21 protein-coding genes are annotated in these 22,935 nt (G+C 68.8%); 9 read left to right on the top strand and 12 right to left on the bottom strand.

The annotated features are described in order from the left end of the window. Positions 1–18 precede the first annotated feature (18 nt). The 4 genes from JOF40_RS10975 to JOF40_RS10960 form a co-directional block, all read right to left on the bottom strand. Positions 19–1,608: an ABC transporter substrate-binding protein gene (locus JOF40_RS10975; RefSeq protein WP_129185212.1), complete on the bottom strand. Its 1,590-nt coding sequence runs from the start codon at positions 1,606–1,608 to the stop codon at positions 19–21. Between the two features lie 163 nt (positions 1,609–1,771). Then, positions 1,772–3,655 carry a dipeptide ABC transporter ATP-binding protein gene (locus tag JOF40_RS10970; RefSeq protein WP_129185213.1) on the bottom strand — a complete coding sequence of 628 codons (1,884 nt, stop codon included), beginning with the start codon at positions 3,653–3,655 and terminating at the stop codon, positions 1,772–1,774. Continuing rightward, positions 3,652–4,530, bottom strand: coding sequence for an ABC transporter permease (locus tag JOF40_RS10965; RefSeq protein WP_209674541.1), 879 nt, complete (start codon positions 4,528–4,530; stop codon positions 3,652–3,654). The genes JOF40_RS10970 and JOF40_RS10965 overlap by 4 nt, the downstream gene beginning before the upstream one ends. 7 nt (positions 4,531–4,537) lie before the next feature. After that, positions 4,538–5,494 carry an ABC transporter permease gene (locus JOF40_RS10960; RefSeq protein WP_209674539.1) on the bottom strand — a complete coding sequence of 319 codons (957 nt, stop codon included), beginning with the start codon at positions 5,492–5,494 and terminating at the stop codon, positions 4,538–4,540. A 256-nt stretch (positions 5,495–5,750) separates the two neighbouring features. Between JOF40_RS10960 and JOF40_RS10955 the strand changes: the two genes are divergently transcribed. Further along, positions 5,751–7,055, top strand: coding sequence for an NAD(P)/FAD-dependent oxidoreductase (locus JOF40_RS10955; RefSeq protein WP_129185215.1), 1,305 nt, complete (start codon positions 5,751–5,753; stop codon positions 7,053–7,055). A 78-nt stretch (positions 7,056–7,133) separates the two neighbouring features. Here JOF40_RS10955 and JOF40_RS10950 read toward each other — a convergent pair whose 3' ends face one another. From JOF40_RS10950 to JOF40_RS10940, 3 genes are all read right to left on the bottom strand, one after another. Further along, positions 7,134–9,071: a S9 family peptidase gene (locus JOF40_RS10950; RefSeq protein WP_129185216.1), complete on the bottom strand. Its 1,938-nt coding sequence runs from the start codon at positions 9,069–9,071 to the stop codon at positions 7,134–7,136. Next, positions 9,071–9,430 (bottom strand): alpha/beta fold hydrolase, encoded by a 360-nt coding sequence (locus tag JOF40_RS10945; protein ID WP_129185217.1) that lies wholly within the window; start codon positions 9,428–9,430, stop codon positions 9,071–9,073. Before JOF40_RS10945 ends, JOF40_RS10950 begins: the two co-directional genes overlap by 1 nt. 141 nt (positions 9,431–9,571) lie before the next feature. Beyond that, positions 9,572–10,798, bottom strand: coding sequence for a PucR family transcriptional regulator (locus tag JOF40_RS10940; protein ID WP_129185218.1), 1,227 nt, complete (start codon positions 10,796–10,798; stop codon positions 9,572–9,574). 257 nt (positions 10,799–11,055) lie between these two features. Here JOF40_RS10940 and JOF40_RS10935 point away from each other — a divergent pair, with 257 nt between their 5' ends. From JOF40_RS10935 to JOF40_RS10925, 3 genes are read left to right on the top strand one after another with little or no spacing between them, the layout of a single operon-like run. Continuing rightward, positions 11,056–12,216: an aromatic ring-hydroxylating oxygenase subunit alpha gene (locus tag JOF40_RS10935; RefSeq protein WP_129185219.1), complete on the top strand. Its 1,161-nt coding sequence runs from the start codon at positions 11,056–11,058 to the stop codon at positions 12,214–12,216. Between the two features lie 8 nt (positions 12,217–12,224). Next, positions 12,225–13,187 carry a PDR/VanB family oxidoreductase gene (locus tag JOF40_RS19735; RefSeq protein WP_246153034.1) on the top strand — a complete coding sequence of 321 codons (963 nt, stop codon included), beginning with the start codon at positions 12,225–12,227 and terminating at the stop codon, positions 13,185–13,187. 15 nt (positions 13,188–13,202) lie between these two features. After that, entirely contained in the window at positions 13,203–14,114 is a 912-nt protein-coding gene (locus JOF40_RS10925) for an alpha/beta hydrolase (protein ID WP_129185221.1), read from the top strand. Between the two features lie 43 nt (positions 14,115–14,157). Here the strand turns inward: JOF40_RS10925 and JOF40_RS10920 are convergent, their stop codons facing one another. Further along, entirely contained in the window at positions 14,158–14,658 is a 501-nt protein-coding gene (locus tag JOF40_RS10920; RefSeq protein WP_246153032.1) for an Lrp/AsnC family transcriptional regulator, read from the bottom strand. 158 nt (positions 14,659–14,816) lie between these two features. On the opposite strand from JOF40_RS10920, the gene hppD reads away from it, so the two are divergent. From hppD to JOF40_RS10895, 5 genes are read left to right on the top strand one after another with little or no spacing between them, the layout of a single operon-like run. Further along, positions 14,817–16,016: a 4-hydroxyphenylpyruvate dioxygenase gene (gene hppD / locus JOF40_RS10915; protein WP_129185223.1), complete on the top strand. Its 1,200-nt coding sequence runs from the start codon at positions 14,817–14,819 to the stop codon at positions 16,014–16,016. 2 nt (positions 16,017–16,018) lie between these two features. Continuing rightward, positions 16,019–17,197, top strand: coding sequence for a homogentisate 1,2-dioxygenase (locus tag JOF40_RS10910; protein ID WP_129185224.1), 1,179 nt, complete (start codon positions 16,019–16,021; stop codon positions 17,195–17,197). Next, positions 17,194–17,880 carry a hypothetical protein gene (locus JOF40_RS10905; protein WP_129185225.1) on the top strand — a complete coding sequence of 229 codons (687 nt, stop codon included), beginning with the start codon at positions 17,194–17,196 and terminating at the stop codon, positions 17,878–17,880. The genes JOF40_RS10910 and JOF40_RS10905 overlap by 4 nt, the downstream gene beginning before the upstream one ends. After that, positions 17,877–19,055, top strand: a complete 1,179-nt coding sequence (gene fahA, locus JOF40_RS10900) for a fumarylacetoacetase (protein WP_129185226.1) — start codon at positions 17,877–17,879, stop codon at positions 19,053–19,055. Before JOF40_RS10905 ends, fahA begins: the two co-directional genes overlap by 4 nt. A 39-nt stretch (positions 19,056–19,094) precedes the next feature. After that, entirely contained in the window at positions 19,095–19,718 is a 624-nt protein-coding gene (locus JOF40_RS10895) for a TetR/AcrR family transcriptional regulator (RefSeq protein WP_129185227.1), read from the top strand. A 1-nt stretch (position 19,719) separates the two neighbouring features. Here the strand turns inward: JOF40_RS10895 and paaI are convergent, their stop codons facing one another. Genes paaI through JOF40_RS10875 form a run of 4 tightly spaced genes read right to left on the bottom strand, consistent with a single transcriptional unit; the run spans position 19,720 to position 22,920 of the window. Continuing rightward, entirely contained in the window at positions 19,720–20,136 is a 417-nt protein-coding gene (gene paaI / locus JOF40_RS10890) for a hydroxyphenylacetyl-CoA thioesterase PaaI (RefSeq protein ID WP_246153027.1), read from the bottom strand. A gap of 11 nt (positions 20,137–20,147) precedes the next feature. Continuing rightward, the gene (locus JOF40_RS10885; protein ID WP_129185228.1) at positions 20,148–20,990 is read right to left on the bottom strand and encodes a 3-hydroxyacyl-CoA dehydrogenase family protein; all 843 of its coding nucleotides are present in this window, start codon (positions 20,988–20,990) and stop codon (positions 20,148–20,150) included. 2 nt (positions 20,991–20,992) lie between these two features. Beyond that, positions 20,993–21,745, bottom strand: coding sequence for an enoyl-CoA hydratase/isomerase family protein (locus tag JOF40_RS10880; RefSeq protein WP_129185229.1), 753 nt, complete (start codon positions 21,743–21,745; stop codon positions 20,993–20,995). Next, on the bottom strand, positions 21,742–22,920 hold the full coding sequence (locus JOF40_RS10875) for a thiolase family protein (RefSeq protein WP_129185230.1): 1,179 nt from the start codon (positions 22,918–22,920) through the stop codon (positions 21,742–21,744). Before JOF40_RS10875 ends, JOF40_RS10880 begins: the two co-directional genes overlap by 4 nt. Between the last annotated feature and the right edge of the window lie 15 nt (positions 22,921–22,935).

Raw genomic sequence — 22,935 nt, 5'->3', positions numbered from 1 at the left:
TGCGTCCCTTCTGGTGGTCTACTTGGTCGACTTCAGGTCGTTGACCCAGAGACCGCTCAGCAGCTTCATGAAGTCGGGCGCGGACGTGAGCGTCATTCCGTCGCCGAGCGCGAACGAGTACTTGGGACGGGCGAGGGCGATGTAGGGCACGTCGTTCGCCAGTGCGGTCTCGATCGTCGTGACGCCCTTCCAGCGCTCCGCCGGATCACTGCTGTTGATCTGCTCGAGTGCAGCCGACGTGGCATCGGTGGAGTAGCCCGCCACGTTGTACGGGTTGTCCTTGCCCACGAGGTACTGGTACCAGCTGCTTGGGTCCGCGACCACGGACGCGATGCTGAAGGCACCCATCTCGGGCCGCTTGCCGGCGAACAGGTCTCCGATGAAGTCGCCGAGGCGGCGCGACTTCAGCTCGAGCGTGACGCCGATCTTCTTGAGATTGTCAGCGAGGCTGACACCGACCAGCTTGCCCTGGGGCGAGTAGTACTCGAACGTCGCGGTGAACCCGTCGGGGTACGCGGACTGCGCAAGCTCCTTCTTGGCGTCCGCAAGGCTGAACTGCCCATCAGGCAGGCTCGCGACCAGGTCCTTCAAGGCGTCCTTGGAAGGAGCGACGTTCGCGTCCACCTGCGCCGGAGACATTCCGACGGCGGCGCTGGCCTGATCGCCATAGTTGGCCTCAAGCAGGCCCGCGCGGTCAGTCGCGTACGCAACGGCCCTGCGGACGTGGATGTCGTCGAACGGCTTGGCCGTCTGGTTCATCGTCACGTAGTCGAGGTACAGCGTCGGCGACGAGTACACCTTCGCGCCTTGGACCTTGTTCCACCGCGGCACCGACTTGCCGTCGCTGACCCTGACGCCGCTCAGCTCGCCGGATCGCATGGCCAGCTGGCCGGCGTTGTCGTCGGCGATGGTCGTCATCGTGAACGTGTCGACCGCCGGCTTCGGGCCGGTCAGCTTCGGGTTGCGCTTCAGCGTGATCTTGCTCGCGGAGAACGAGTCGATCATGTACGGCCCGGTGCCGATCGGCGGGGCGGCAGCGGTTCCGAGGTCCTTGCCGCTCTTCTCACCGTAGGCCTTCTCCTGGACGAAGGAGATGATCGCGAAGGACCCACGCGTGGCAGGGTTCGGCTTCGCCAGCGTGATCGTGACCTGGTGCTCGCCCGTGGCCTCGACGGTCTTGAAGTTCTCCAGCTCCGTGGCGGTCTGCGTTGTCTTCTCGCGCAGGTGCCCGATGGTCCACACGACATCAGCCGATGTCATCGGCGTCCCGTCGGAGAAGGTGACGTCGTCGCGAAGGTCGTAGACGAGCGTCGTGTCGTCAGGCTGCGAAACCTTCGTGGCAAGCACGGGCGTGAACGTGCCGTCGAGGTTCGCGACCTCCAGCGGCTGATTCACCAGGGCCGTCACCGGCAGGTCGTCGGAGTTGTAGTTGTTGGCAACATCGAGCGTCGCCGGGATCGCCTTCATCCCGTAGGTGAAGTTCGGGATCGTCGCGTCGGTGGCCTTCGCGTCGCTCGTGCCACCGCCACTGGACGAGCAGCCGGCCAGCAACGCTGACGCGACTGCTCCGACCGCGAGAACTTTGAGGGCATGGGGGGTGGGGCGCATCGGTTGCCTCCTGGCAGCTACGACTATCGAACGGGTTGATACATCGTGACGCCGGTCACGCGTCTGCGAACCGGCGAATCGTCGCAAACTGCAATGGGCCGGTTGAACATCTGCCGAGGGGCGTGACAGCCTTGTTTCGCAGCGATTTCTGACCGGTCGTCGCTCACCCAGCGGCTGTTGCAGGCCGATCTTGGATGCCGTCGCCGTGCAAGCCTGCCGCGTGGCCCGGCACCGACGCCAGCAGGTGCCGGGTGTAGTCGGCCTGCGGCTGGTCGAGGACGTCGTCGGTCTGCCCGGACTCCACCACGCGTCCGCGGTGGAGCACGACGACACGATCGACCATCTGTCGCACGACCGCCAGATCGTGCGTGATGAAGAGCATCGCCATGCCCAGATCTGCGTGGAGCGAGCGCAGCAGCTCGAGCACCTGCGCCTGGACTGACACGTCGAGCGCCGCGACCGGCTCGTCACAGATCAGCAGCTGCGGCCGCATCGCCACGGCTCGGGCGATCGAGACCCGCTGCCGCTCGCCGCCGGACAGCGCTGCCGGATACTTCTCGGCGTACGTCGGCGGCAACGACACGCGCTCGAGGAGCTCGGAGACCTCGCGGTGGGGATCCTTGGAGTCGCCCCGGACCCCGATGACCTCGCGCAGGCTCGCGCCGATCGTCCAGGTCTTGTCGAGAGAGGCATACGGGTTCTGGAACACGACCTGGACCAGTCGGCGGACGTCGCGTGCCTCGCGGCGACCCAGCGCGCGGAAGTCCGTGATGTCGTGACCGTCGAGCACGATCTGACCGTCATCGGGCGTCGAGAGGCCCAGCACAGCTCGGGCGATCGTCGTCTTGCCTGAGCCCGACTCCCCCACCAGTCCCACCGACTCCCCGGCAGCGACGTCGAAGCTGACGCCGTCGAGCGCCCGATGGGTCGTGGAAGGGCCGACCAGGCTGCGCGTCACGTAGGTCTTCTGCAGGGCGGTCACGGTCAGCAGAGAGGATGCCGGGGTTCGTGAGGGCCGCGTGTCGGACGCGACGGCGGTCGTCCGCACCGCGGACATCTCGGCGTCGATCTCGTCGACGCGGACGCAGCGACTCGCTCGACCGCCGTCGATGAGGCGAAGCTCTGGACGTCCTGAGGTGCACACGTCCTGGCTCCACGAGCAGCGTGCCGCGAATGAGCAGACATCGACCACGGTGTCAGGCGCTGGTACCGACCCGATCATCGCGTTCAGGTGCGATGCGTAGTGGCCCACCGGGGGCTCCGCCAGAAGCAGACCCAGCGTGTAGGGGTGACGGGTCGTCGCCGCCATCTGGGCGGCAGCCGCCTCCTCGATGACGTTGCCGGCATACATCACCGTGACGCGGTCGCAGATGTCGAAGGCGACCCGCAGATCGTGCGTGATCATGATCAGCGCCATGTCGCGGTCGCGCTGCAACGAGGTCAGCAGCGTCAGCACCTCGTGCTGGGTCGCGACGTCGAGTGCCGTCGTCGGCTCGTCGGCCACCAGCAGATCGGGATCGCCGGCCAGGGCAGCGGCGATGGCCACGCGCTGGCGCATGCCGCCCGACAGCTGGAACGGCCTCTTCGCGGCGACGCTCGCATCGATCCCGACCTCGGCCAGACGCCGCGCCACCTCTGCACGCGCGGCCGACCGATCGCGCCGAAGGTCGGCGGGAAAGCCGTCGGAGATCGTCTCACCGATCGTCGCCAGCGGGTTGAGGATCGTGAACGGGTCCTGCAGCAACAGGCTCGTCCGCGTGCCGCGCAGGGGCCTCAGCTGCTGGTCCGACCAGCCGTCGATGCGGGTGCCGTCGAAGGTCACTGCTCCCTCCGAGCAGGTGCCCGCCGGGAGAAGGCCCAGGACGGCCTTCATGAGCATCGACTTGCCACTGCCCGACTCGCCAACGATGCCAAGGGTCTCGCCACGCGCCACGCAGAGATCGACATCGCGCACGATGGTGCGGCGGATGCCGTCGCGGTCAGCGAAGACGCTCAGGTGGTCCACGGTGAGGAGGTTCTGGTCGCGCGTACCGGCGTGTGCGGTCATCGTTCGCCCTTCAGGGAGTATCGGTCGTAGATCCAGTCGCCGATGATCGTCACGCTGGCAGCCACCAGGATCAGCAGGATGGCCGGGGCCAGCGACATCATCGGGTTGACGAAGAGCTGCTCCTGGCCGTCGGCGAGCATCGTGCCCCAGTCGACGCCACCTGCGTTGACGCCGAGGCCAAGGAAGGCGAGGGCCGAGAAGCCGACGAGCGCTCCGGCGAACTCGAGCAGGAACGTGGACACGACGGTCGGAGCGATGTTGGGCAGGACGTGCCGAATCATCGTGCGTGTCGGACTCAGCCCCAGGGTGCGGGCCGCGTCGATGTAGGGAAGACGCGCCTCGACCATCGAGACACTGCGGAAGATGCGCACATCACCGGGGAACGTGAGGAAGGCCAGGACGAGGATCGTGACGACGTACGCGCCGCTGACCAGCCCGACGACCACGATCGCGATCAGGAGGGCCGGCATGCAGTAGAGGATGTCGGTCGTGCGAGCGATCAAGCTGTCGACCCGCCCACCGCGGAAGCCTGCGGTCATGCCGAGCGTCAACCCCACGAGGACGGCGAGCACCGCTACGCACAGGGGCCCGATCATGGCCGTGCGGGTGCCGGCGATGAGGCGCGAGAGGATGTCGCGGCCCAGTTGGTCGGTGCCCAGCAGATGTCCGCCGCCCGGAGGCTGCACGCTCAGCAGCGGGTCCTGCGCGGTGGGGTCGTGGGGCCAGATCAACGGTCCTGCGACGGCACAGACGAGGATGATGCCGACGACCGCGAACGAGGCCACCAGCAGGAAGGACGGAGGTCGACCCAACAGGCGGCGCCGCGCCCTGGTCGGGGCATCGAGGACCTCGGCGATGGACTCGGTCATGGTCATGAGGTGCTCACCCTTCTGTCGGATACATCGTGCGAGGGTCGATCCACATGCCGATCAGGTCGACCACCAGCGTCACGATCACGACGAAGACCGCGAACACCAGGGAGATGCCCTGCACCACCGGGATGTCGCTGCTCTGGACCGACGTCACCATGAGGTTGCCCAGGCCCTCGATCGAGAAGACCTGCTCGACGAGGATCGTCCCGCCGATCAGGTAGATCAGCAGCAAGCCCGTGATGGTGACGATCGGCATCGAGATGTTGCGCAGCGCGTAGGCGAGCATGATCCGGCGGCGGCTGAGACCGCGTGCCCGAGCGAAGGTGATGTAGTCCTGGTTCATGACGTCGAGGGTCACCGCTCGTGTCTGTCGCGCGACGATCGCCACCATGGTCGCGGCCAGGGCCAGCGACGGGAGGACCAGGTGCTTGAGCCTGTCCAGGCCGAAGCCCTCTCCGGCTCCGAAAGACGGGAACCAGCCGAGGAAGACCCCGAAGACGTAGAGAAGGAAGATGCCCGTCGCGAAGACTGGAGCGCTGAGGCCGACGATCGACAACGACGTCACGACGCGATCGGTGAGGGACCCCCGCTTGATGCCGGACACCATGCCGAGCGGCACTCCGAGCAGCACCACCAGCACGATGCTGAGCACCGTGAGCTCGAGGGTGATCGGGAGCCGCTCCAGGATCGCGCTGAACACGGACTCCTGAGACCGGATCGAGCGCCCGAAGTCGAAGTGGAGGGCATCGCCGAGCCAGTAGAGGTAGCGCTGCCAGAACGGATCGTCGAGATGGTAGTCGGCGCGCACCTGCGCGACCTGGGCAGCCGTCGCGGGCCGGCCGCCCAGGACCGTGGAGACCAAGGAGCCCTTCGAGCCGGCCTGGAGGCTGAACACCAAGAAGCTGACGACCAAGAGCAGGAAGATCCCGAACACGAGTCGTTTTCCGATGAACTGCAACGTCTTCACGCAGTGCTCCTCCGGTCGGTCGGACGGTGTCCGTTGACCAGTCATCGTAGATCCGCGGCTTGCCGGGTGGCCCGGACGATCGTTCAGATGGCTCCCATGGGTGTCCGACAAACGTCGCACCCTCGCCGCTTCACCCTGCAGTGATCCGCGCCGGTTGAACGATTGCCGAACGCCAGGCCCCCCATGTTGAGGCCGATGTCCATCGTGCCGCGCGAGCTGGTGGGACAGCGTGTTCCTCGACGAAGGGAACCACCTCATGAAGACCACAGCAGATGCCATCGTGATCGGGGCGGGAGTCATCGGCTCGTCCATCGCGCTCGAGCTGTCGCGCAACGGCTTCGACGTCGTTGTCGTCGACAAGGCCGGCGGGATGGGCCACGGCTCGACGAGCGCCTCGAGCGCCGTCGTCCGGTTCAACTACTCGTCGTGGGCCGGTGTGGCGTCGTCGTGGGAGTCGCTCGCGTGCTGGGAGAACTGGTCGGATCATCTCGGGCACGAGGACCCTGCCGGCATGGCGTCCTACACGCGCACCGGGATGCTGGTCATCGACGGAGGACCGACCGACTCGAACCGCACCACCGACATGTTCGACCGTGCCGGCATCACGTGGGAGCGGTGGGGACCCGACGAGGTTCGCAAGCACATGCCGTACGTCGACACGGGCTCCTACTTTCCTCCGAAGCCCGTCCGGTCCGAGGAGTTCTTCTCCGACTCGCACGGCGAGATCACCGGCATCTTCACGCCCGATGCCGGCCACGTCGACGACCCGCAGCTCGCCGCCCAGAACCTCGGGGTCGCCGCCCAGAGCCTGGGAGCGCGCTTTCTGTTCAACCGGACCGTGACGTCCATCCAGCAGCAGGACGACCAGCGGTGGTCCGTCGCGACGTCGCGCGGCGAGAGCGTCTCGGCCCGCGTCGTCGTCAACGCCGCCGGGCCGTGGTCGAGCGCGATCAACGCGCTCGCCGGGGTCGGGACCGACTTCGGCATCTCGTCCCGGCCCATGCGGCAGGAGGTGCACCAGGTGCCGCTTCCTGCGGACTTCGAGGACGACGGCAACGGAATGGCCATCGCCGACCTCGATCTGGGGACCTACATCAGGACGTCGTCGGCACGAGGGCTGCTGGTCGGTGGCACCGAGCCCGAGTGCGATCCGCTCGAGTGGTTGGACGACCCCGACACGGCGAACCTCCAGGCGACGGTGTCCGGCTTCGAGAACCAGGTCACGCGCGCAGCACGGCGGATGCCGGGACTGTCGATCCCGAACCGGCCGAGCGGCATCGGCGGCGTGTACGACGTCACCGACGACTGGACACCCATCTACGACCGCACGGACCGCGAGGGGTTCTTCGTCGCGATGGGCACGAGCGGCAATCAGTTCAAGAACGCGCCCGTCGCGGGCCAGCTGATGGCGCATCTCGTCACCGCGGTGCAGGACGGGCACGACCACGACAGTCAGCCCCTCGAGTTCATCTGCTCGCGCACGGGGTCGACGTTCGAACTGGGCACGTACTCCCGGCTGCGCACGGTCGACCCCGACTCCCCCGGATCGGTCATGGGCTGACTCGCGCCTCGAGAGCCGCAAGACCGAAGGGGTCCTGCCACGGTCGTGGCAGGACCCCTTCAGATGTTTGGTGCCAGGTCAGCGACCAGACGGCATGAATCGCTCGAACCACGCAATGACTCGGGCGGCCTGGTCGGCGACGGCGTCAGGGTGGCGGACGCCGTGGCCCTCCTCCGGGTAGATGACAAGCTGCGTCTCGGTGCCCAGCTCGACCAACCGGGTGTGCAGGTACTGCGCCTGCGACGGCGGGCAGGCCAGGTCGAGCGCTCCGGCCGTCAAGAGGATCGGCGTGGAGATGCGCTCGGCCAGGTCCACCGGGCTGCGGGTGGCGTACTGCGAGGTCGGGTCCATGGGGTCACCGGTCAGGATCATCTGGTCGAACTCGGCGAGGTTGCTGGTGAAGTGCTGCGATCGCCAGTCGGTCACCGGCGATCGTGACACCGTGGCAGCGAAGATGTCCGACACGCACGGAACCCAGGCAGCCATGTAGCCGCCGTAGCTGTTGCCCGTCAGACCGACCCTCGACGGATCGACCAGGCCCTCGGCGACCAGGTGCCGGACACCGCTCGTGACGTCCTCGACGTCGCGGCCGCCGATGTCGCCGACGACCGCCTCCGCCCAGTCCGCGCCTCGGCCGGTGCTGCCGCGTGGGTTGGGGCGCAGCACCGCGTAGCCGCGGGCGACGAGCAGGCTCGTGTGGTGGTCGCGTCCGATCCAGCCGTCGTGCCACGCCGCGATCGGGCCGCCGTGGACGTTGACGACGAGCGGGTGCGGACCCTCCGTCGACGGAACCGTCAGCAGGCCCTGCACGTCCTGACCGTCGTCGGACGTCCAGGTCAGCTGCGTGGTCGTGCCGGTGTGGGACAGGACGTGACGGGGGCCGGGCCCGTCGACGGCCATGACCGGTTGGAACGCGCCGTCCCGGACCACGCCGAGGGTCGGCGGCATGTCGTGGTGCTCCATGACGAGGACGGGTTCGCCTGCGGCCGGCACGGCGACCTCCGGCTGGTGGCGGCCGCTGGACTGCGGTCCCTTCCACAGGACGGTCGTCTGGCCGGAATCGGCGTCCCACCGACCGACGACGGTGTCGAGGCCTGCCATGCCGATGAAGACGATCGCCGCGTCCCCGGTCCATGCGTAGTCGGTGACGTGGGCCCCGGCCGTGTCGATGGCCCGCGGCTGGGCGTCGTCGGTGGCGACCAGCACCTCTCCGGCCAGCAGTCCGCGATCGCTGGCCACGCCCGACAGCACCGACCACCGGCGACCTGAGGGTTCGACGCGGGGCTGGGCCAGCTGGTGCCGTGGGCTGAGCATGGTCAGCGACCTGCCGTCGACCGCAGACACCAACGCGAGGTGGGCGCCGTACCAGGCACCTTCTCCGGCGTCGGCACTGGCGAGGACGAGGACGGTGTCGTCCCACGCCCACGAGATCTCCCACGCATTCAGATCGCCCAGCACCCGACTGGCACCGGTGGTCAGGTCCCACACGACGAGCCGCCGGCGGCCTGACTCCGCGGGCGAGACCCGCGGTGCCCAGCTCGCGGACGATCCGCCGACCACGCCCGATCCGTACACGTCGGAGATCTCGGCGCCCGGCTCTGCCACGACGAGCGCGAGGCGCCTGCCGTCGGGTGACCAGCTGACCATCTCGACCGATCCGGACTCCTCCGAGATCGCCACGGCCACAGCCAGGTCGTCAGCTGCCACCACGACGGCCTGCGGACGTCCTGCGGCATCGTCGGCGAGGACGCAGACCCGGTCACCGGACGGCGACCAGCGCGGAGAGTACGCACCTGACAGGTCGGGCACGACCCTGCTGCGGGCACCCGTCGCCAGCTCGACGACGTCGACCTGCGTGGCTCCCCCGGGGCCGATGGTGAGGGTACAGGCCGCTCGACGGCCGGTCGGGTCGACGTCGACGCCAGTGATGTCCTGGATGCCGTCCGCACCGACCTCGCTGCGCTTCTGCAGCTCCGATGCGACCCAGTCGACGATCGTGCGGTCGATGCCGGCCATCAGTACAGCTCCGCTGGAGCCGCAGTGTCCGACACGAGCCATTCAAGGATCGCTGGCTCGACATCATCCATCCAGTGCCCGGCGTCGGGGATCTTCACGAGCTGTCCATGACCGATGGCTCTCAGATAGGCGTCGCCGTGCGCGTGCGGCACCAGGACGTCAGCTTCACCGAAAACCATCAGGGTGTCGGCCGTGACCTGTGACAGGTCGCAACCCCACGGACGGTGGCAGAAGGCGAGGTCGTCGTTCAGCCACCCCTCGACGCCGTTGCGCACCGCCTCCTGCGCGCCGATGTCGAGCTCGGTCAGAGCGCCGGGCCGCGCCAGGACGTTCTCGGCGTGTGTTGCGGTGGAGGTCATCAATGCTCCGTCATCTCCTGGGGCTGGGTCGCCCGCGTGGCTTCAGATGAGTCAGGGTCGCAACCGCGCCGTCTCGATGCACTGCTCATCTGTCGGATTCGCGTGCCGGACGCTCGCGCATGTGTCGCAGCGTCCCTCGCGTCACCCCGGAGCGCTCGGCAGCTCGCCGAGCAGCCTCGCGAGCTTGATGCCCAAGTGCAGCGCCAGGCGGTCGCGGCCGTCACCGAGGGAAGATCCGGTGATCTCCTCGATCCTCGACAGCCGGTAGTACAGCGTGGCTCGGTGGATCTGCAGTCGTTTCGACGTCTCCTGGACGTTGCCGGCTGCATCGAGGTAAGCGTCCAAGGTATCGACGAGCCACTGGTCAGCACTGGCCGCGAACAGGGCACGCAGGCCAGGCGGTATGGCGACCTCTGCAAGCTCGTCAGGCGGGAACTGGTTGAGCACCTGATAGACACCGAGGTCGTCCCAGCTGGTGACGGAGTCGAACTCCGGCACTGCCTGCACCACGTCCATGACGCTCATGGCCCGGCGTAGGCTGAGCGGCGCTCCCGCCACCTCCGCCTGGGTCGGTCCGATGCCCACCCTGACATCTGTGCCCGGCGGCAGACCGGCAGCCACCTCGGACCTGACATCAGTACCGAACGTCCTGATGCGGGCGAGCGGGTTCTCGAATGGCTCGAAGGCGAACAGCGCATAGGCCACCCCGCCCTCGCGGGTGGCCACGAGCGAGTGGACGCGGGGCAGGTTGCGGATCGCCTTGCGCAGGGACGACTCGACCAACAGGCTGGCGGCCGTGGCGTCGCGGCTGGCTCCGCCGACCACCTTCACGACGAGCACGATGCACGACATCTGCGGGCGGATGCCGTGTGCGCTCAGCATCTCCTCGGTGATGTGGCCCCGCAGGTGCGACTCCGAGCTCACCATGTCGAGCAGCAGCTCACGCTCCTTGGCTCGGCGCAGGTCGTCGAGGAGGTGATTGCGGAACAGCACCTCGCCCGCCTCCGACGCCGTGTCCTGCGCGTCCTGCAGCTGCTCGTCGGTCAACGACTCGTCGTCATCGATGAGCCACAGGTAGCCCTGCAGCACCCCTTGCGTGCGGATCGGCAGACAGACGCGGGCCAGCATCTCCAGGCCGTCGTCCTTCGGGATTCGGACCGGGACATTCGCCGACTTGATGCCGAACCGGTGCACATAGGCCGCGATCTCCGCCGAGGTCGACAGCGTCATGATCGAGTGCACCCTGTGCGCGTCGACCTGCTCGTGGTGCGCCGTGTGCGCCAGGAGCCTGATGTGCGGGTCATCGACCGCGACAGCGCGGTGGAGACGATCAGCGAGACCGTCGATGATGCCCTGCAGGTCCCGCATGGTCACCCCTCCTGGCGCTGAGCGCGCCGCTGGCGCGGCCCACGGCTGCTTCGTCGAGCACCATCATCGCGCACGGGACCACACATCTGTTCACGCGATCGGCGCGATGTGGGAGCCCAAGGTCCGTCATGTGTCGGACGGCCTCGCTCACGACTGTCGCACGCATCGAGCGCGGCTCCCTACGTTTGTTCGATGCTGATCGCTCCGCTGCGGCCTAGCGTTCCAGGTGAGCTGATTCAGCGACGAACGGAGATGGCATGACCGAGAAGACGACCAGCGACCTCGTCCTGGAGCAGCTAAAGCAGGGCCTGGCCCTCCCCGGCGACCTCTACACCTCTCCCACACTCTTTGCCGAGGAGGTGTCCGCCATCTTCGGTCGCCAGTGGCTGTACGCCGGCCACGTCTCGGAGATCCCCCACGCCGGCGACTACCTCACCGTGACGTCCGGCGACGAGAGCTGCATCGTCGCCCGGGACGCCGACGGCGAGATCCACGGCCTGCTCAACGTGTGCCGTCACCGCGGTGCTCGCCTGGTCGACTGCGGCACAGGCTCCACCAGGCGCTTCGTCTGCCCGTATCACCAGTGGGCGTACTCGCACGACGGGTCGCTGGCCGGCGCGCCCCGTATGCCGGACTCGTTCGACAAGTCCCGGTGGCCGCTCAAGAAGGTGCACACCTCGGTGTGGCAGGGACTCGTGTTCGTCAACTTCTCGTCCGAGGAGGAGGTCGAATCATTGCCCGAGCTCATGGCAGACGCCGCAGAGCTCATGAACCCGTTCGGGGTCGAGGACGCACGCATCGCCCACACCGAGGTCTACGAGGTCGACGCCAACTGGAAGCTGGTCTGGGAGAACGCCCAGGAGTGCTACCACTGCAACGCCAACCACCCGGAGTTCATCCGGACGTTCGACGTGCGCGAGATGGCGCAGCCGACTGCGGGCGAGGCACCGCTCTGGTATTCCGAGGACCGTCGCTCGCAGTCTGCCCGGTTCCCCCTCAAGCCCGGTGCCGTGTCGCTGACCATGTCCGGCCGGCCTGCCTCCGCCAAGCCGATGGGCGAGTTCGCCGACGGTCGTGAGCCCTACACGGCCGCCGCCCACCTCAAGCCCGGCTTCGCCTTCGTGTTCTCGCCCGACTACGGCATCACCTTCGTCGACACTCCGGTGTCGCCGGACCGAACCCACGTGAAGGTGCAATGGCTCGTGCACCGCGACGCCGTCGAGGGCGTCGACTACGCGGTCGACAACCTCATCCGCGTCTGGGACCAGACCAACCGCCAGGACTGGGAGCTGTGCCGGTCGGTGCAGGAGGGCGTCAAGTCCCACGGCTTCGAGCCCGGGCCCCTGAGCCTCGACGAGACGTCCGTGGCCGGCTTCTACTACGCCTACGCGCGGATGATGTCTGCCGCCGGGTTGTGACGATGCCCGTGAGCCCCGCGTCGCCGGTCGCGCCGTCGTCGGCGCTCGACGTCGTCGTCGAGCGCCGGCACGAGCCGGTCGCCGACGTCGTCGAGCTCACGCTCCGCAGCGCCGACGGCAGAGCGCTGCCCCCGTGGCAGCCCGGGGCGCACATCGACGTGTTCGCCGGCGACGACGTCGTCCGCCAGTACTCGTTGTGCGGACCGGCCGACGCCGCGACCTGGACCATTGCCGTGCGCGTGCTGCAGGACGGTCTGGGCGGCTCGCTGAGGATGGCCACCCTGTCCGCAGGCGACCACGTGACGGTGTCAGAACCTCGCAACCACTTCGAGCTGGTCGAGGCAGCCAGCTACGTGTTCGTGGCCGGCGGCATCGGCATCACGCCGATCCTGCCCATGGTGCGTTCGGCATCCCAGCGAGGAGCCGCGTGGTCGCTGGCATACGGCGGCCGCTCCGAGTCGCTGATGCCCTACCTGGCCGAGCTGCGCGAGCTGCCCGGAGGGACTCTCGACGTGTGGACCGACGACGGCCGCGGGCCGATCGACGTCCGTCGCCTGCTCGAAGTCCCATCGGCGGGCACCGCCATCTACTGCTGCGGGCCCGAGCCGCTGCTGGCCGCGATGGAGTCGGCCGTGGGCGCTTGGCCCGACGGTGCCCTGCACGTCGAGCGCTTCACCCCCCGCCCCGTCGACACCTCCGACGTCCACGCATTCGACGTCGAGCTGGTCCGCAGCGGGGTGACGTTGATGGTGACAGGCGAGCGTTCGATCCTCGACACGATGTCGGACGCCGGCATCGCCGTGCCCTTCAGCTGCGGCGAGGGCGTGTGTGGCACGTGCGAGACGCGCGTCCTGGCAGGAGCCGTCGATCACCGGGACAGCATCCTCACGCCGGCGGAGCAGGCCGCGAACGACACCATGATGGTGTGCGTGTCACGCGCACGAGACGGCAGACTGACCCTTGACTGCTGATCGGACGGAGCACCCATGAAGACTCACCTGACGAGCCCTCCTGCTCATGCCGTCCACGAGATTCAGGCATCGGACGGGTCGACGCTGACCGTCCGCGACTGGGGCGAGCCGGGGCAACCGCCGGTCGTCTTCCACCACGGCCTGCCTGCCGGCGGGCTCAAGGTGCCCGGCGGGTGGGCGGCGCTCGGCGAGCTGCCGTGCCGCGTCATCACCTTCGATCGTCCCGGCTTCAGCGGCACTCCCCCGCGTCCGGGGCGATCCGTGTCATCGGCGGCCGCCTGGTCCGAGGCGATCGCCGATGCCCTGTCGCTCGGACGGTTCGCCGTCATGGGCACATCGGGCGGCGGACCGTACGCAGCAGCTGCTGCCGCACTGCTCCCCGACCGCGTGAGTCGTTTGTGCATCTCGGTCGGGGTCGGCCCGCCGGACGTCGAGGGCTTCGACATCCGGGACCACGTCATGCCGCAGACGCGCGCGGAGATCGATCTGGTGCGAAGGGGTGAACCGGCGCTTCGTCGCTATGTCGACGAGGCACTGGCCCAGGGCGCGCCCCTGGAACCGTGGCTGTCTCAGATCGCCGAGCCAGACGTCGAGGTGCTGAGCCGCGCCGAGGTTCGCTTCGAGGAGCAGGCTGCCGGGCCCGACTGGCTGACGCAGAGCCCGGAGGGGTGGATCGACGACGACCTCGCTCTCGTCGCGCGCCCGTGGGGCTTCGACCTCGCGACGATCGTCGCTCCCACCGTGCTGCTGTACGGGCGGCAGGACATCCTCGTCCCGCCCGCGCACGGTGAGGCCTATCAGCAGGCGATACCGCATGCCGACCTCTTCGTTCTCGACGGCGCGGGTCACTGGATGCGCGACTACGAGCCGGAGGCGCTCCGCTGGCTCATCGCCGATTCGCTCGAGGCGCCCGACTTCGTGCTGTGACGAGCCGGCACGTTCGGGGTCGGCGCACAGGCGACGGCGACACCTAGTCGCGGTGGGCCCGGTAGGCCGGGGCCCGAACCGCAGACGAGACGGCACCGGCTCTCAGCATCGGGAGGCTACGGGTCTTCACGATGTCCGACAGCACGACGACGCTGGTGGACCGGGCGACGGTCCTCGAGCTGTGGATGGCGAGCAGGATCCTCTGGAGGTCCTCGTGCGTCGTGGCGGCGATCTTGCACACGACGTCGGCCGTTCCGGTCGTCACGTAGGCCTCCAGGACGTTCGGCATCGCGCTCAGCTCGTCCGTCACGGCATCGAGCGAGCCTTGGGCGATCTCGAGGGTCACGAAGGCTTGCACGGAGTGCCCTGCTGCCGCGAGGTCGATCTGCGGACCGAAGTCCGTGATGATTCCGGCCTCGACGAGCTTCGACAGTCGCGACTGGACCGTGGCTCGCGCGACCCGGGTGATGCGCGACAGCTCGAGATCGCCCACGCGTGGGTTGTCGTGCAGCGCCTCGATCAGAGCCACGTCCAGCTGATCCACGTCCACGTCATTCCCGCCCTCACCTGATAGACAAATTGCTCACCTTATGCCGCCGTTCGATAGACAGACTAGTAGCGATGGCTAGCCGAGGATACGCCGGTTGCCGAGACCATGCTCCCCGTTCGACGATGGGCGCTCACCACGACATGGGAGCCTTCATGACGATCGATCTGACCAACGACGAGCGCCTCGCCGAGCTCGACCTCGCCCAGCTGAAGCAGCTGGTCGGGTTGGTCGAGTACGACGCGACGACCGATCCGTTCCCGGTGACGGGGTGGGACGCCGTGGTGTGGGCGGTGGGCAACGCGACGCAGTCGGCGCACTTCTACATGTCGGCGTTCGGGATGGATCTCGTGGCCTACTCGGGTCCGTCGACCGGCAACCGTGACCACCACGCCTACGTGCTGAACAGTGGTGCGGTGCGCTTCGTGCTCAAGGGCGGCGTCGATCCCGACAGCCCCGTGCTCGACCACCACCGCGCCCATGGCGACGGCATCACCGACATCGCCCTGGAGGTGCCCGACGTCGACGTGTGCATCGACCACGCCCGGGCGCAGGGTGCGACGATCCTGGAGGAGCCGCACGACGTCACCGACGAGCACGGCACCGTGCGCATCGCCGCGATCGCGGCCTACGGCGACACCCGCCACACCCTGGTCGACCGCAGCGGCTACACCGGGCCTTACCTGCCGGGGTACGTCGCGCGGACCTCGTCCCTGGTGCGTCCCGCCGATGCCCCGAAGCGCATCTTCCAGGCGCTCGACCACGTCGTCGGCAACGTCGAGATGGGCCGCATGGACGAGTGGGTCGACTTCTACAACCGCATCATGGGCTTCACCAACATGGCCGAGTTCGTCGGCGACGACATCGCGACCGAGTACTCGGCGCTGATGAGCAAGGTCGTGGCCAGCGGCAACCACCGGGTCAAGTTCCCGCTCAACGAGCCCGCGCTGGGCAAGAAGAAGTCGCAGATCGACGAGTACCTCGAGTTCTACCGCGGCCCCGGCGCGCAGCACCTCGCGCTGGCCACCAACGACATCCTCGACACCGTCGACCGGCTCCGTGCGGCCGGCATCGAGTTCCTCGACACCCCCGACTCGTACTACACCGACCCGGCGCTGCGCGAGCGCATCGGCGAGGTGCGGGTGCCGATCGAGCAGCTGCAGCAGCGCAGCATCCTGGTCGACCGCGACGAGGACGGCTACCTGCTGCAGATCTTCACCAAGCCGATCGGTGACCGTCCGACCGTGTTCTTCGAGATCATCGAACGGCACGGCTCCCTGGGCTTCGGCAAGGGCAACTTCCAAGCGCTGTTCGAGGCCATCGAGCGCGAGCAGGCGCTGCGCGGGAACTTCTGACCGTGCCCCATTACCGGCACGCCGGCAGCATCCCGCCGAAGCGTCACACCCAGCACTGGGCACCTGACGGTGCGCTCTACCGCGAGGAGCTGATGGGCGAGGAGGGCTTCAGCTCGGACTCGTCGCTGCTGTACCACCGCGGGGTGCCGTCGGCGATCGTCGACGCCCGGACGTGGGAGCTGCCCGATCTCTCGACGACGCCCAACGAGCCGCTGCTGGCCCGGCACCTGAAGCTGCACGATCTCTTCGGCGCTGGCACCGGTGTGGACGTCGTGACCGGGCGGCGGTTGGTGCTCGCCAATGCCGATGTGCGCATCTCGTACGTCGTCGCTGCTGAGACGTCGCCGCTGTACCGCAACGCCACAGGCGACGAGTGCGTGTTCATCGAGGACGGCAGCGGGACGCTCGAGACCGTCTTCGGCCACCTGCCGTTCGGCCCCGGCGACTACCTGATCGTGCCGCGGGGGACGACGCACCGGTGGGTGCCCGACGGCGAGGTGCGGGCGTACTGCATCGAGGCCAACAGCCACATCGCACCGCCCAAGCGGTACCTGTCCAGGTACGGGCAGCTGCTCGAGCACGCGCCCTACTGCGAGCGCGACCTGCGGGGACCGTCCGAGCCCGAGGTTCGCGACGAGACGGACGTCGAGGTGTACATCAAGCACCGCGGCTCCGGACCGGGTGGTCTGTCGGGCACCGTGCACACCGTGCCGCAGCACCCCTTCGACGTCATCGGCTGGGACGGGTGTCTCTACCCGTATGCGTTCAACGTCGCCGACTTCGAGCCCATCACCGGCCGCGTGCACCAGCCGCCGCCGGTGCACCAGGTGTTCGAGGGCAGCAACTTCGTCATCTGCAACTTCGTGCCGCGCAAGGTCGACTACCACCCGCTCGCGATCCCCGTGCCGTACTACCACTCCAACGTCGACTCCGACGAGGTCATGTTCTACGTCGCGGGCGACTACGAGGCCCGCAAGGGGTCCGGCATCGGCAAGGGCTCGGTCAGCCTGCACCCCGGAGGCCACTCCCACGGGCCGCAGCCGTCGGCCATCGAGGCGAGCCTGGGTGCCGAGTCGTTCGACGAGCTGGCCGTCATGGTCGACACCTTCCGCCCGCTCGAGCTCGGCGAGGCCGGCCGGGCCTGCGACGACGGCGTCTACGCCTGGTCGTGGAACCGGTGACGTTCGCAGCCTTCTTCGACGACGCCGCGCTCTTCCCGCCGGGCAACGCTCCCATGCACCGAGCCGTCGCCGAGCACGTGCGCCGCCGCGGACATTCCGACCGTCGGTATGCCGGCCCGTTCATCTGCCCCGCCGACGACCTGACTGCGCTGATCGCGGCTCTCGACGGCCAGGAGATCGAGCTGTCCCTTCGCGGTCTCCCGACCGGTCCCGTCCCTGATCACGTCACGCTCGTGGCGGTCGAGGTGGACGACGTCACCGAACGCCCCGACCTCCCGGACCACGTCGCAGTGTTCACCGAACGACCGTGGGGTGGCTCCTACACCGTGCCACCCGGAACCATCCTCAAGCTGCGGTGCGGTGGTGCCTACGTGCCGAGCGTCGATGAGCTCGCCGATGCCATCACCCATTGCGTCCATCACCAGCAACGCTTCAAGCTGACCGCAGGGCTTCACCACGCGCTCCGGTCCGACGAGGGACACGGCTTCGTCAACATCATGGCCGCTGTGGTCGCCGCTCAGGACGGCAAGGACCCTGCCCCGGTGCTGGCGGCCAGTGACGTCAGCGCCATCGGCATCGACACCGACCGTCTCTCCCGCTCACGCGACCTGTTCCTGTCGATCGGCACCTGCAGCATCGACGAGCCGCTGGCGGACCTACGACACCTGGGACTCATCTCATGACCGACTTCGGGACGACCACACTCCCCTACTGCTCATTCATTCCGGCAGGCGGAGACTCTCCGCGCGTAGGGGTGGGAGTCGGGACCGCGATCCTCGACCTGTCCGCCGCCGCGCCGACCATCGTGCCGGCCCACGCCGCCCTGTTCAGCGACGGAACGCTGGACGCGCTCCTCGCGGCCGGACCCGCCGTGTGGCACGAGGTCCGCACCGCCGTGGCCGAGCACGTGGCCGCCGCCGTGGAGTCGCTCGGGACCATCGATGCACGAGAGGTCCGGCTGCAGCTGCCGTTCACGGTCGCCGACTACGTCGACTTCTACGCCTCCGAGCACCACGCCACCAACGTGGGCCGCATCTTCCGCCCCGACGGAGACGCACTCACGCCCAACTGGAAGCATCTCCCGATCGGCTACCACGGACGGTCCGGCACCATCGTCGCCTCGGACACGCCCGTTCGCCGCCCTGCAGGACAACGACGCAACGGCGACGGCTCTGTCGAGTTCGGCCCCAGTATCCGCCTCGACATCGAGGCAGAAGTCGGCTATGTCGTGGGAACGCCCTCGACCATGGGTGAGCCCGTGGCGATCGACCAGTTCGACCAGCACGTCTTCGGCATCTGCGTCGTCAACGACTGGTCTGCACGCGACATCCAGGCGTGGGAATACGTCCCCCTGGGGCCTCTCCTCGGCAAGTCGTTCGCCACGTCCGTCTCGCCGTGGATCGTCCCGCTGGACGCCCTGCAGCAGTCGCGCATCGCGCCCCCGGAGCGTGACCACGACCTGATGCCGTACCTCCGCGATCGCGAGCCCTGGGGCCTCGACCTCGAGCTCCAGATCGAGCTCAACGGGACGCGGGTGTCGAAGCCGACCTTCTCCTCCATGTACTGGACGGGTGCCCAGATGCTGGCGCACATGACGATCAACGGGGCATCGCTGCGCACAGGAGACCTCTTCGCATCGGGCACCGTGAGCGGTGCCGAGCCGGGAGAACGTGGCTCCCTCCTCGAGCTCTCGTGGAACGGAAGCGAACCGCTGACCCTGGACGACGGGACGACCCGGACGTACCTGCTCGACGGCGACACGGTCACGATCAGCGCCTACGCGGTGTCCGACTCCCAGCCTCACCAGTACCTCGGAGCGGTCACGGGGACGATCACCGCAGCCCTCACGACCGAGTGACCCGCGGTCGCCCTGCCACGCCCATGAGACTCTTGGTCCGTGAGCGACCACGCCAGCAATGATCCGGCTCCTCGTCGTGGCCGCCCCGGGTACGACCAGGAGACCGTCCTGCGCAGGGCCATCGACCTGTTCAACCGGCAGGGTTACGACGGCACGAGCATGGGCGATCTCGCCAAGGAGCTCGGCCTGACGAAGTCGGCGATCTACCACCACGTGCCGAGCAAGGAGCACCTCCTCTCGGCTGCCCTCGACGAGGCACTCGACGGCCTCACGACGGCGGTCGACAGTGCCGCATCCGCCGCTCCCGGCGCCAGCGCGCACGCACGCCTGCGCACCGTCGTGCAGGAGTCGGTCGTGATCCTCGCCGAGCACCTGCCGGCCGTCACGCTGCTGCTGCGGGTGCGCGGCAACAGCGAGATCGAGCTGGCCGCACTCGAGCGGCGGCGCGCGATCGACGACAAGCTCACCTCACTCGTCCGGGCGGCCGTCGACGAGGGTGCCCTGCGGTCGGACATCCCGCCCGAGCTGATCAGCCGCCTGCTGTTCGGCATGGTCAACTCGCTCGTCGAGTGGTATCGCCCGGGCGGCCCCGTCGACGTCGACGTCCTGGCCTCGTCGGTCGCGACGCTCGCATTCGACGGACTCGCGGTCCACCCGTCCTGAGTCAGTCGGCGATCGGACGACCGAGGGACCGGCTGCGGCCACGGAACTCGGCGATCATCGACGACCCGTCGCCCGTCGTGCGGCTGACCGTGACGTCGTAGATGCCGTTGCGACCGCGCGTGCTCCGCTCGCCCGCCGTCGCCACGAGCGAGTCGCCCAAGCGGGCCGACTCGAGGAACGACACGTCGAACCCCGCGGCCACCGTCACCTCGCCGTGCGAGTTGCAGGCCAGTGCGAACGCCGAATCGGCCAGTGCGGCGATCAGGCCACCGTGGCAGACGTCCCAGCCGTTGATCATGTCGGGTCGCACGAGCATCGACACCGTGGCAGACCCAGGTCCCACGTGGACGATCTCCATGCCCAGCGCACGACTCGCCGCGTCGTCGGCCCACATCGTCTCGGCACTGCTGCGAGCCACGTCCCACGCCGTCACCACGAGTAGAACCCCCGGCCGGTCTTGCGCCCGAGATCGCCCGCGGCCACCTTGTCGCGCAGCACCTGCGGCGGCGCGAACCGAGGGCCGAGCTCGCGCTCGAGGTGCTCGGCGATCGCGAGCCGCACGTCGAGCCCGACGATGTCGGTCGTGCGCAGCGGCCCCGTCGGATGCCGGTAGCCGAGGGTCATGGCGGTGTCGATGTCCTCGGCAGAGGCGACGCCCTCGTCGATCATGCGCATCGCCTCGAGCGCGATCGCGACGCCGAGCCGACTGCTGGCGAAACCCGGGGAGTCGGCGACCGTGATGGCCGTCTTGCCGAGGTCGGCGACCCAGCCCTGTGCCGCGGTGACCAGATCGGGCGACGTCGCGGAGCCGACGACGAGCTCGACGAGGTCGCTGGCGGGCACCGGGTTGAAGAAGTGCAGCCCGATGAACCGGGACGGGTCGCGCAGGGTCGCGGCGAGCCCGTCGATCGACAACGAGCTCGTGTTGGTCGCGAGGTACGCGCCGGGCGCAGCGTCCTGCACCGCGGCGAACACCCGGGCCTTGACGGCCGGGTCCTCCGGCACGGCTTCGACCACGAGCTGGGCGTCGACCAAGGCAGCCGCGGTGGTCGCCACCACCAGCCGGTCGAGGACGTCAGCGGGCTGCTCGGACAGCAGACCGCGCTCGGCTGCGCGTCCGAGGCTCGTCTCGACGCGTCCGCGTGCCGCCGCGGCGCTGGTGTCGTCGCTCTCGACGATCACGACGCTCGTGCCGGCTGCGAGGAAGGCGTGGGCGATGCCCGCGCCCATGCGTCCGCCGCCGTACACACCGACGAGGTCGGGAAGTGCCATGGTCAGTCCTTCTTCCTGCGCTCGAGGAACGCGGTCATGCGGTCGTGCTTGTCGTCGGTCTCGAACAGCACGGCCTGGGCGATGTCGTCGATCAGCGGGTGGGCGTCACGCGGGGCGTGGAACAGCGACTTCGTCAGCCTGATCGCGAGGGGAGCCTGCGCCGCGATGCGGTCGGCCCACCGGTGGCCCGCCGTCTCGAGGTCGCCGGGCTCGACGACCTCGTTGAGGAGGTGGACGGCGAGGGCCTCGTCGGCACCCAGCACACGTCCGGCGAGCAGGATCTCCTTGGCGACGGGCTCGCCCACCAGCTCGGCCAGGCGCCACCCCGCACCGGCTGCGGCGAGGATGCCGAGGCCGGGCTCGGGGTTGCCGATCCTGGTCGACGGCGTGCCCAGCCGAAAGTCGCAGGCGTAGGCCAGCTCGGCCCCGCCGCCGAGCGCGTACCCGTCGATCAGCGCGATGGTCGGCATGGGCAGTCGGCGGATGCGGTCGAAGATGCCCGAGTTGATGCCGCGCAGGGCGTCGTCGCGGCGGCGTTCGCGCAGCTGGGCGATGTCGGCACCGGCTGCGAAGGTCGTCCCCTCACCCACGATCAGCGCGACCCGGGGTCGCTGCTCGAGCCGCGTGCACGCGGCGTGCAGCTCGTCGACCATCTGCTGGTCGATCGCGTTGCGCACGTCGGGGCGGTTGAGGCGCAGGACGGTGCGGTCGTCCCTGTCCTCGACGAGGACCGCGGCACCGTCGCCGGCGGTCACGGACGCTCCAGGAGCAGTGCGGAGCCCTGACCCACGCCGACGCACATCGTGGCCAGGCCCCGACGCGCACCGGCACGTTCGAGCCGGCCCAGCAGCGTCACGACGAGACGCGTGCCGGAGCACCCGAGCGGATGCCCGAGGGCGATGGCTCCGCCCTCGGCATTGACGACGGCCTCGTCGAGGCCGAGGTCGCGGATGCAGGCCAGCGACTGCGAGGCGAAGGCCTCGTTGAGCTCGACGGCCTGCAGGTCGTCGATCGTCCAGCCCGCGCGGTCGAGCGCCTTGCGGGTGGCCGGCACGGGGCCGATGCCCATGATCTCGGGCGCGACCCCGGCATTGGCCGCGGCGACGATGCGCGCCCGGGCCGTGAGACCGTGCTGCTCGATGAACCGGTCGCTGGCGATCACGACGGCTGCCGCGCCGTCGTTGAGCGAGCTGGCGTTTCCGGCGGTGACCAGGCCGTCGGGGCCGTTGACCGGGCGCAGTCGTCCGAGCGAGTCGAGCGTCGAGCCGGCGCGGGGACCCTCGTCGGTGTCGAAGAGACCGTCCTTGACGGGCACCGGCACGATCTCGTCGGCGAAGCGCCCGTTCGTGATGGCGTCGAGCGCGCGCTCGTGCGAACGGAGCGCGAAGGCGTCCATCTCGTCGCGCGTGAGGTTCCACTGCTGGGCGACCCGCTCCGCGGTCTGCGGCATCGACAGCGTCGTGTCGGCGTCGAAGCGCGCGTTGGTGAACCGCCAGCCGATCGAGGTGTCGAAGGCGGCCCCCGGCTTGGCGAACGCCTTCGCGGGCTTCTCCTGCACCCAGGGGGCGCGCGTCATCGACTCGACGCCACCGGCGACGACCAGGTCGGCGTCACCGGCGACGATCATCTGCCGGGCGGTGGCGATGGCCGTCAGGCCCGACGCGCACAGACGGTTGACGGTGAAGCCCGGCACGGACTGGGGCAGGCCCGCGAGCAGGACGGCCATGCGGGCCACGTTGCGGTTGTCCTCGCCGGCCTGGTTGGCAGCGCCGAGAACGACCTCGTCGATGAGCTCGGGGTCGACGCCGGCCCGCTGCACGGCTTCCTTGACGACCAGCGCGGCCAAGTCGTCGGGGCGGACGTGGGCGAGCGCGCCGCCGTAGCGTCCGATGGGGGTGCGGACGCCGTCGATGATGAAGGCTTCGGTCATGGTTCTCCCTGTGGG

The sequence above is a fragment of the Aeromicrobium fastidiosum genome, from assembly GCF_017876595.1.
GTDB classification, from domain to species: domain Bacteria; phylum Actinomycetota; class Actinomycetes; order Propionibacteriales; family Nocardioidaceae; genus Aeromicrobium; species Aeromicrobium fastidiosum.
This window is presented reverse-complemented; position numbering and strand designations above follow the sequence as displayed.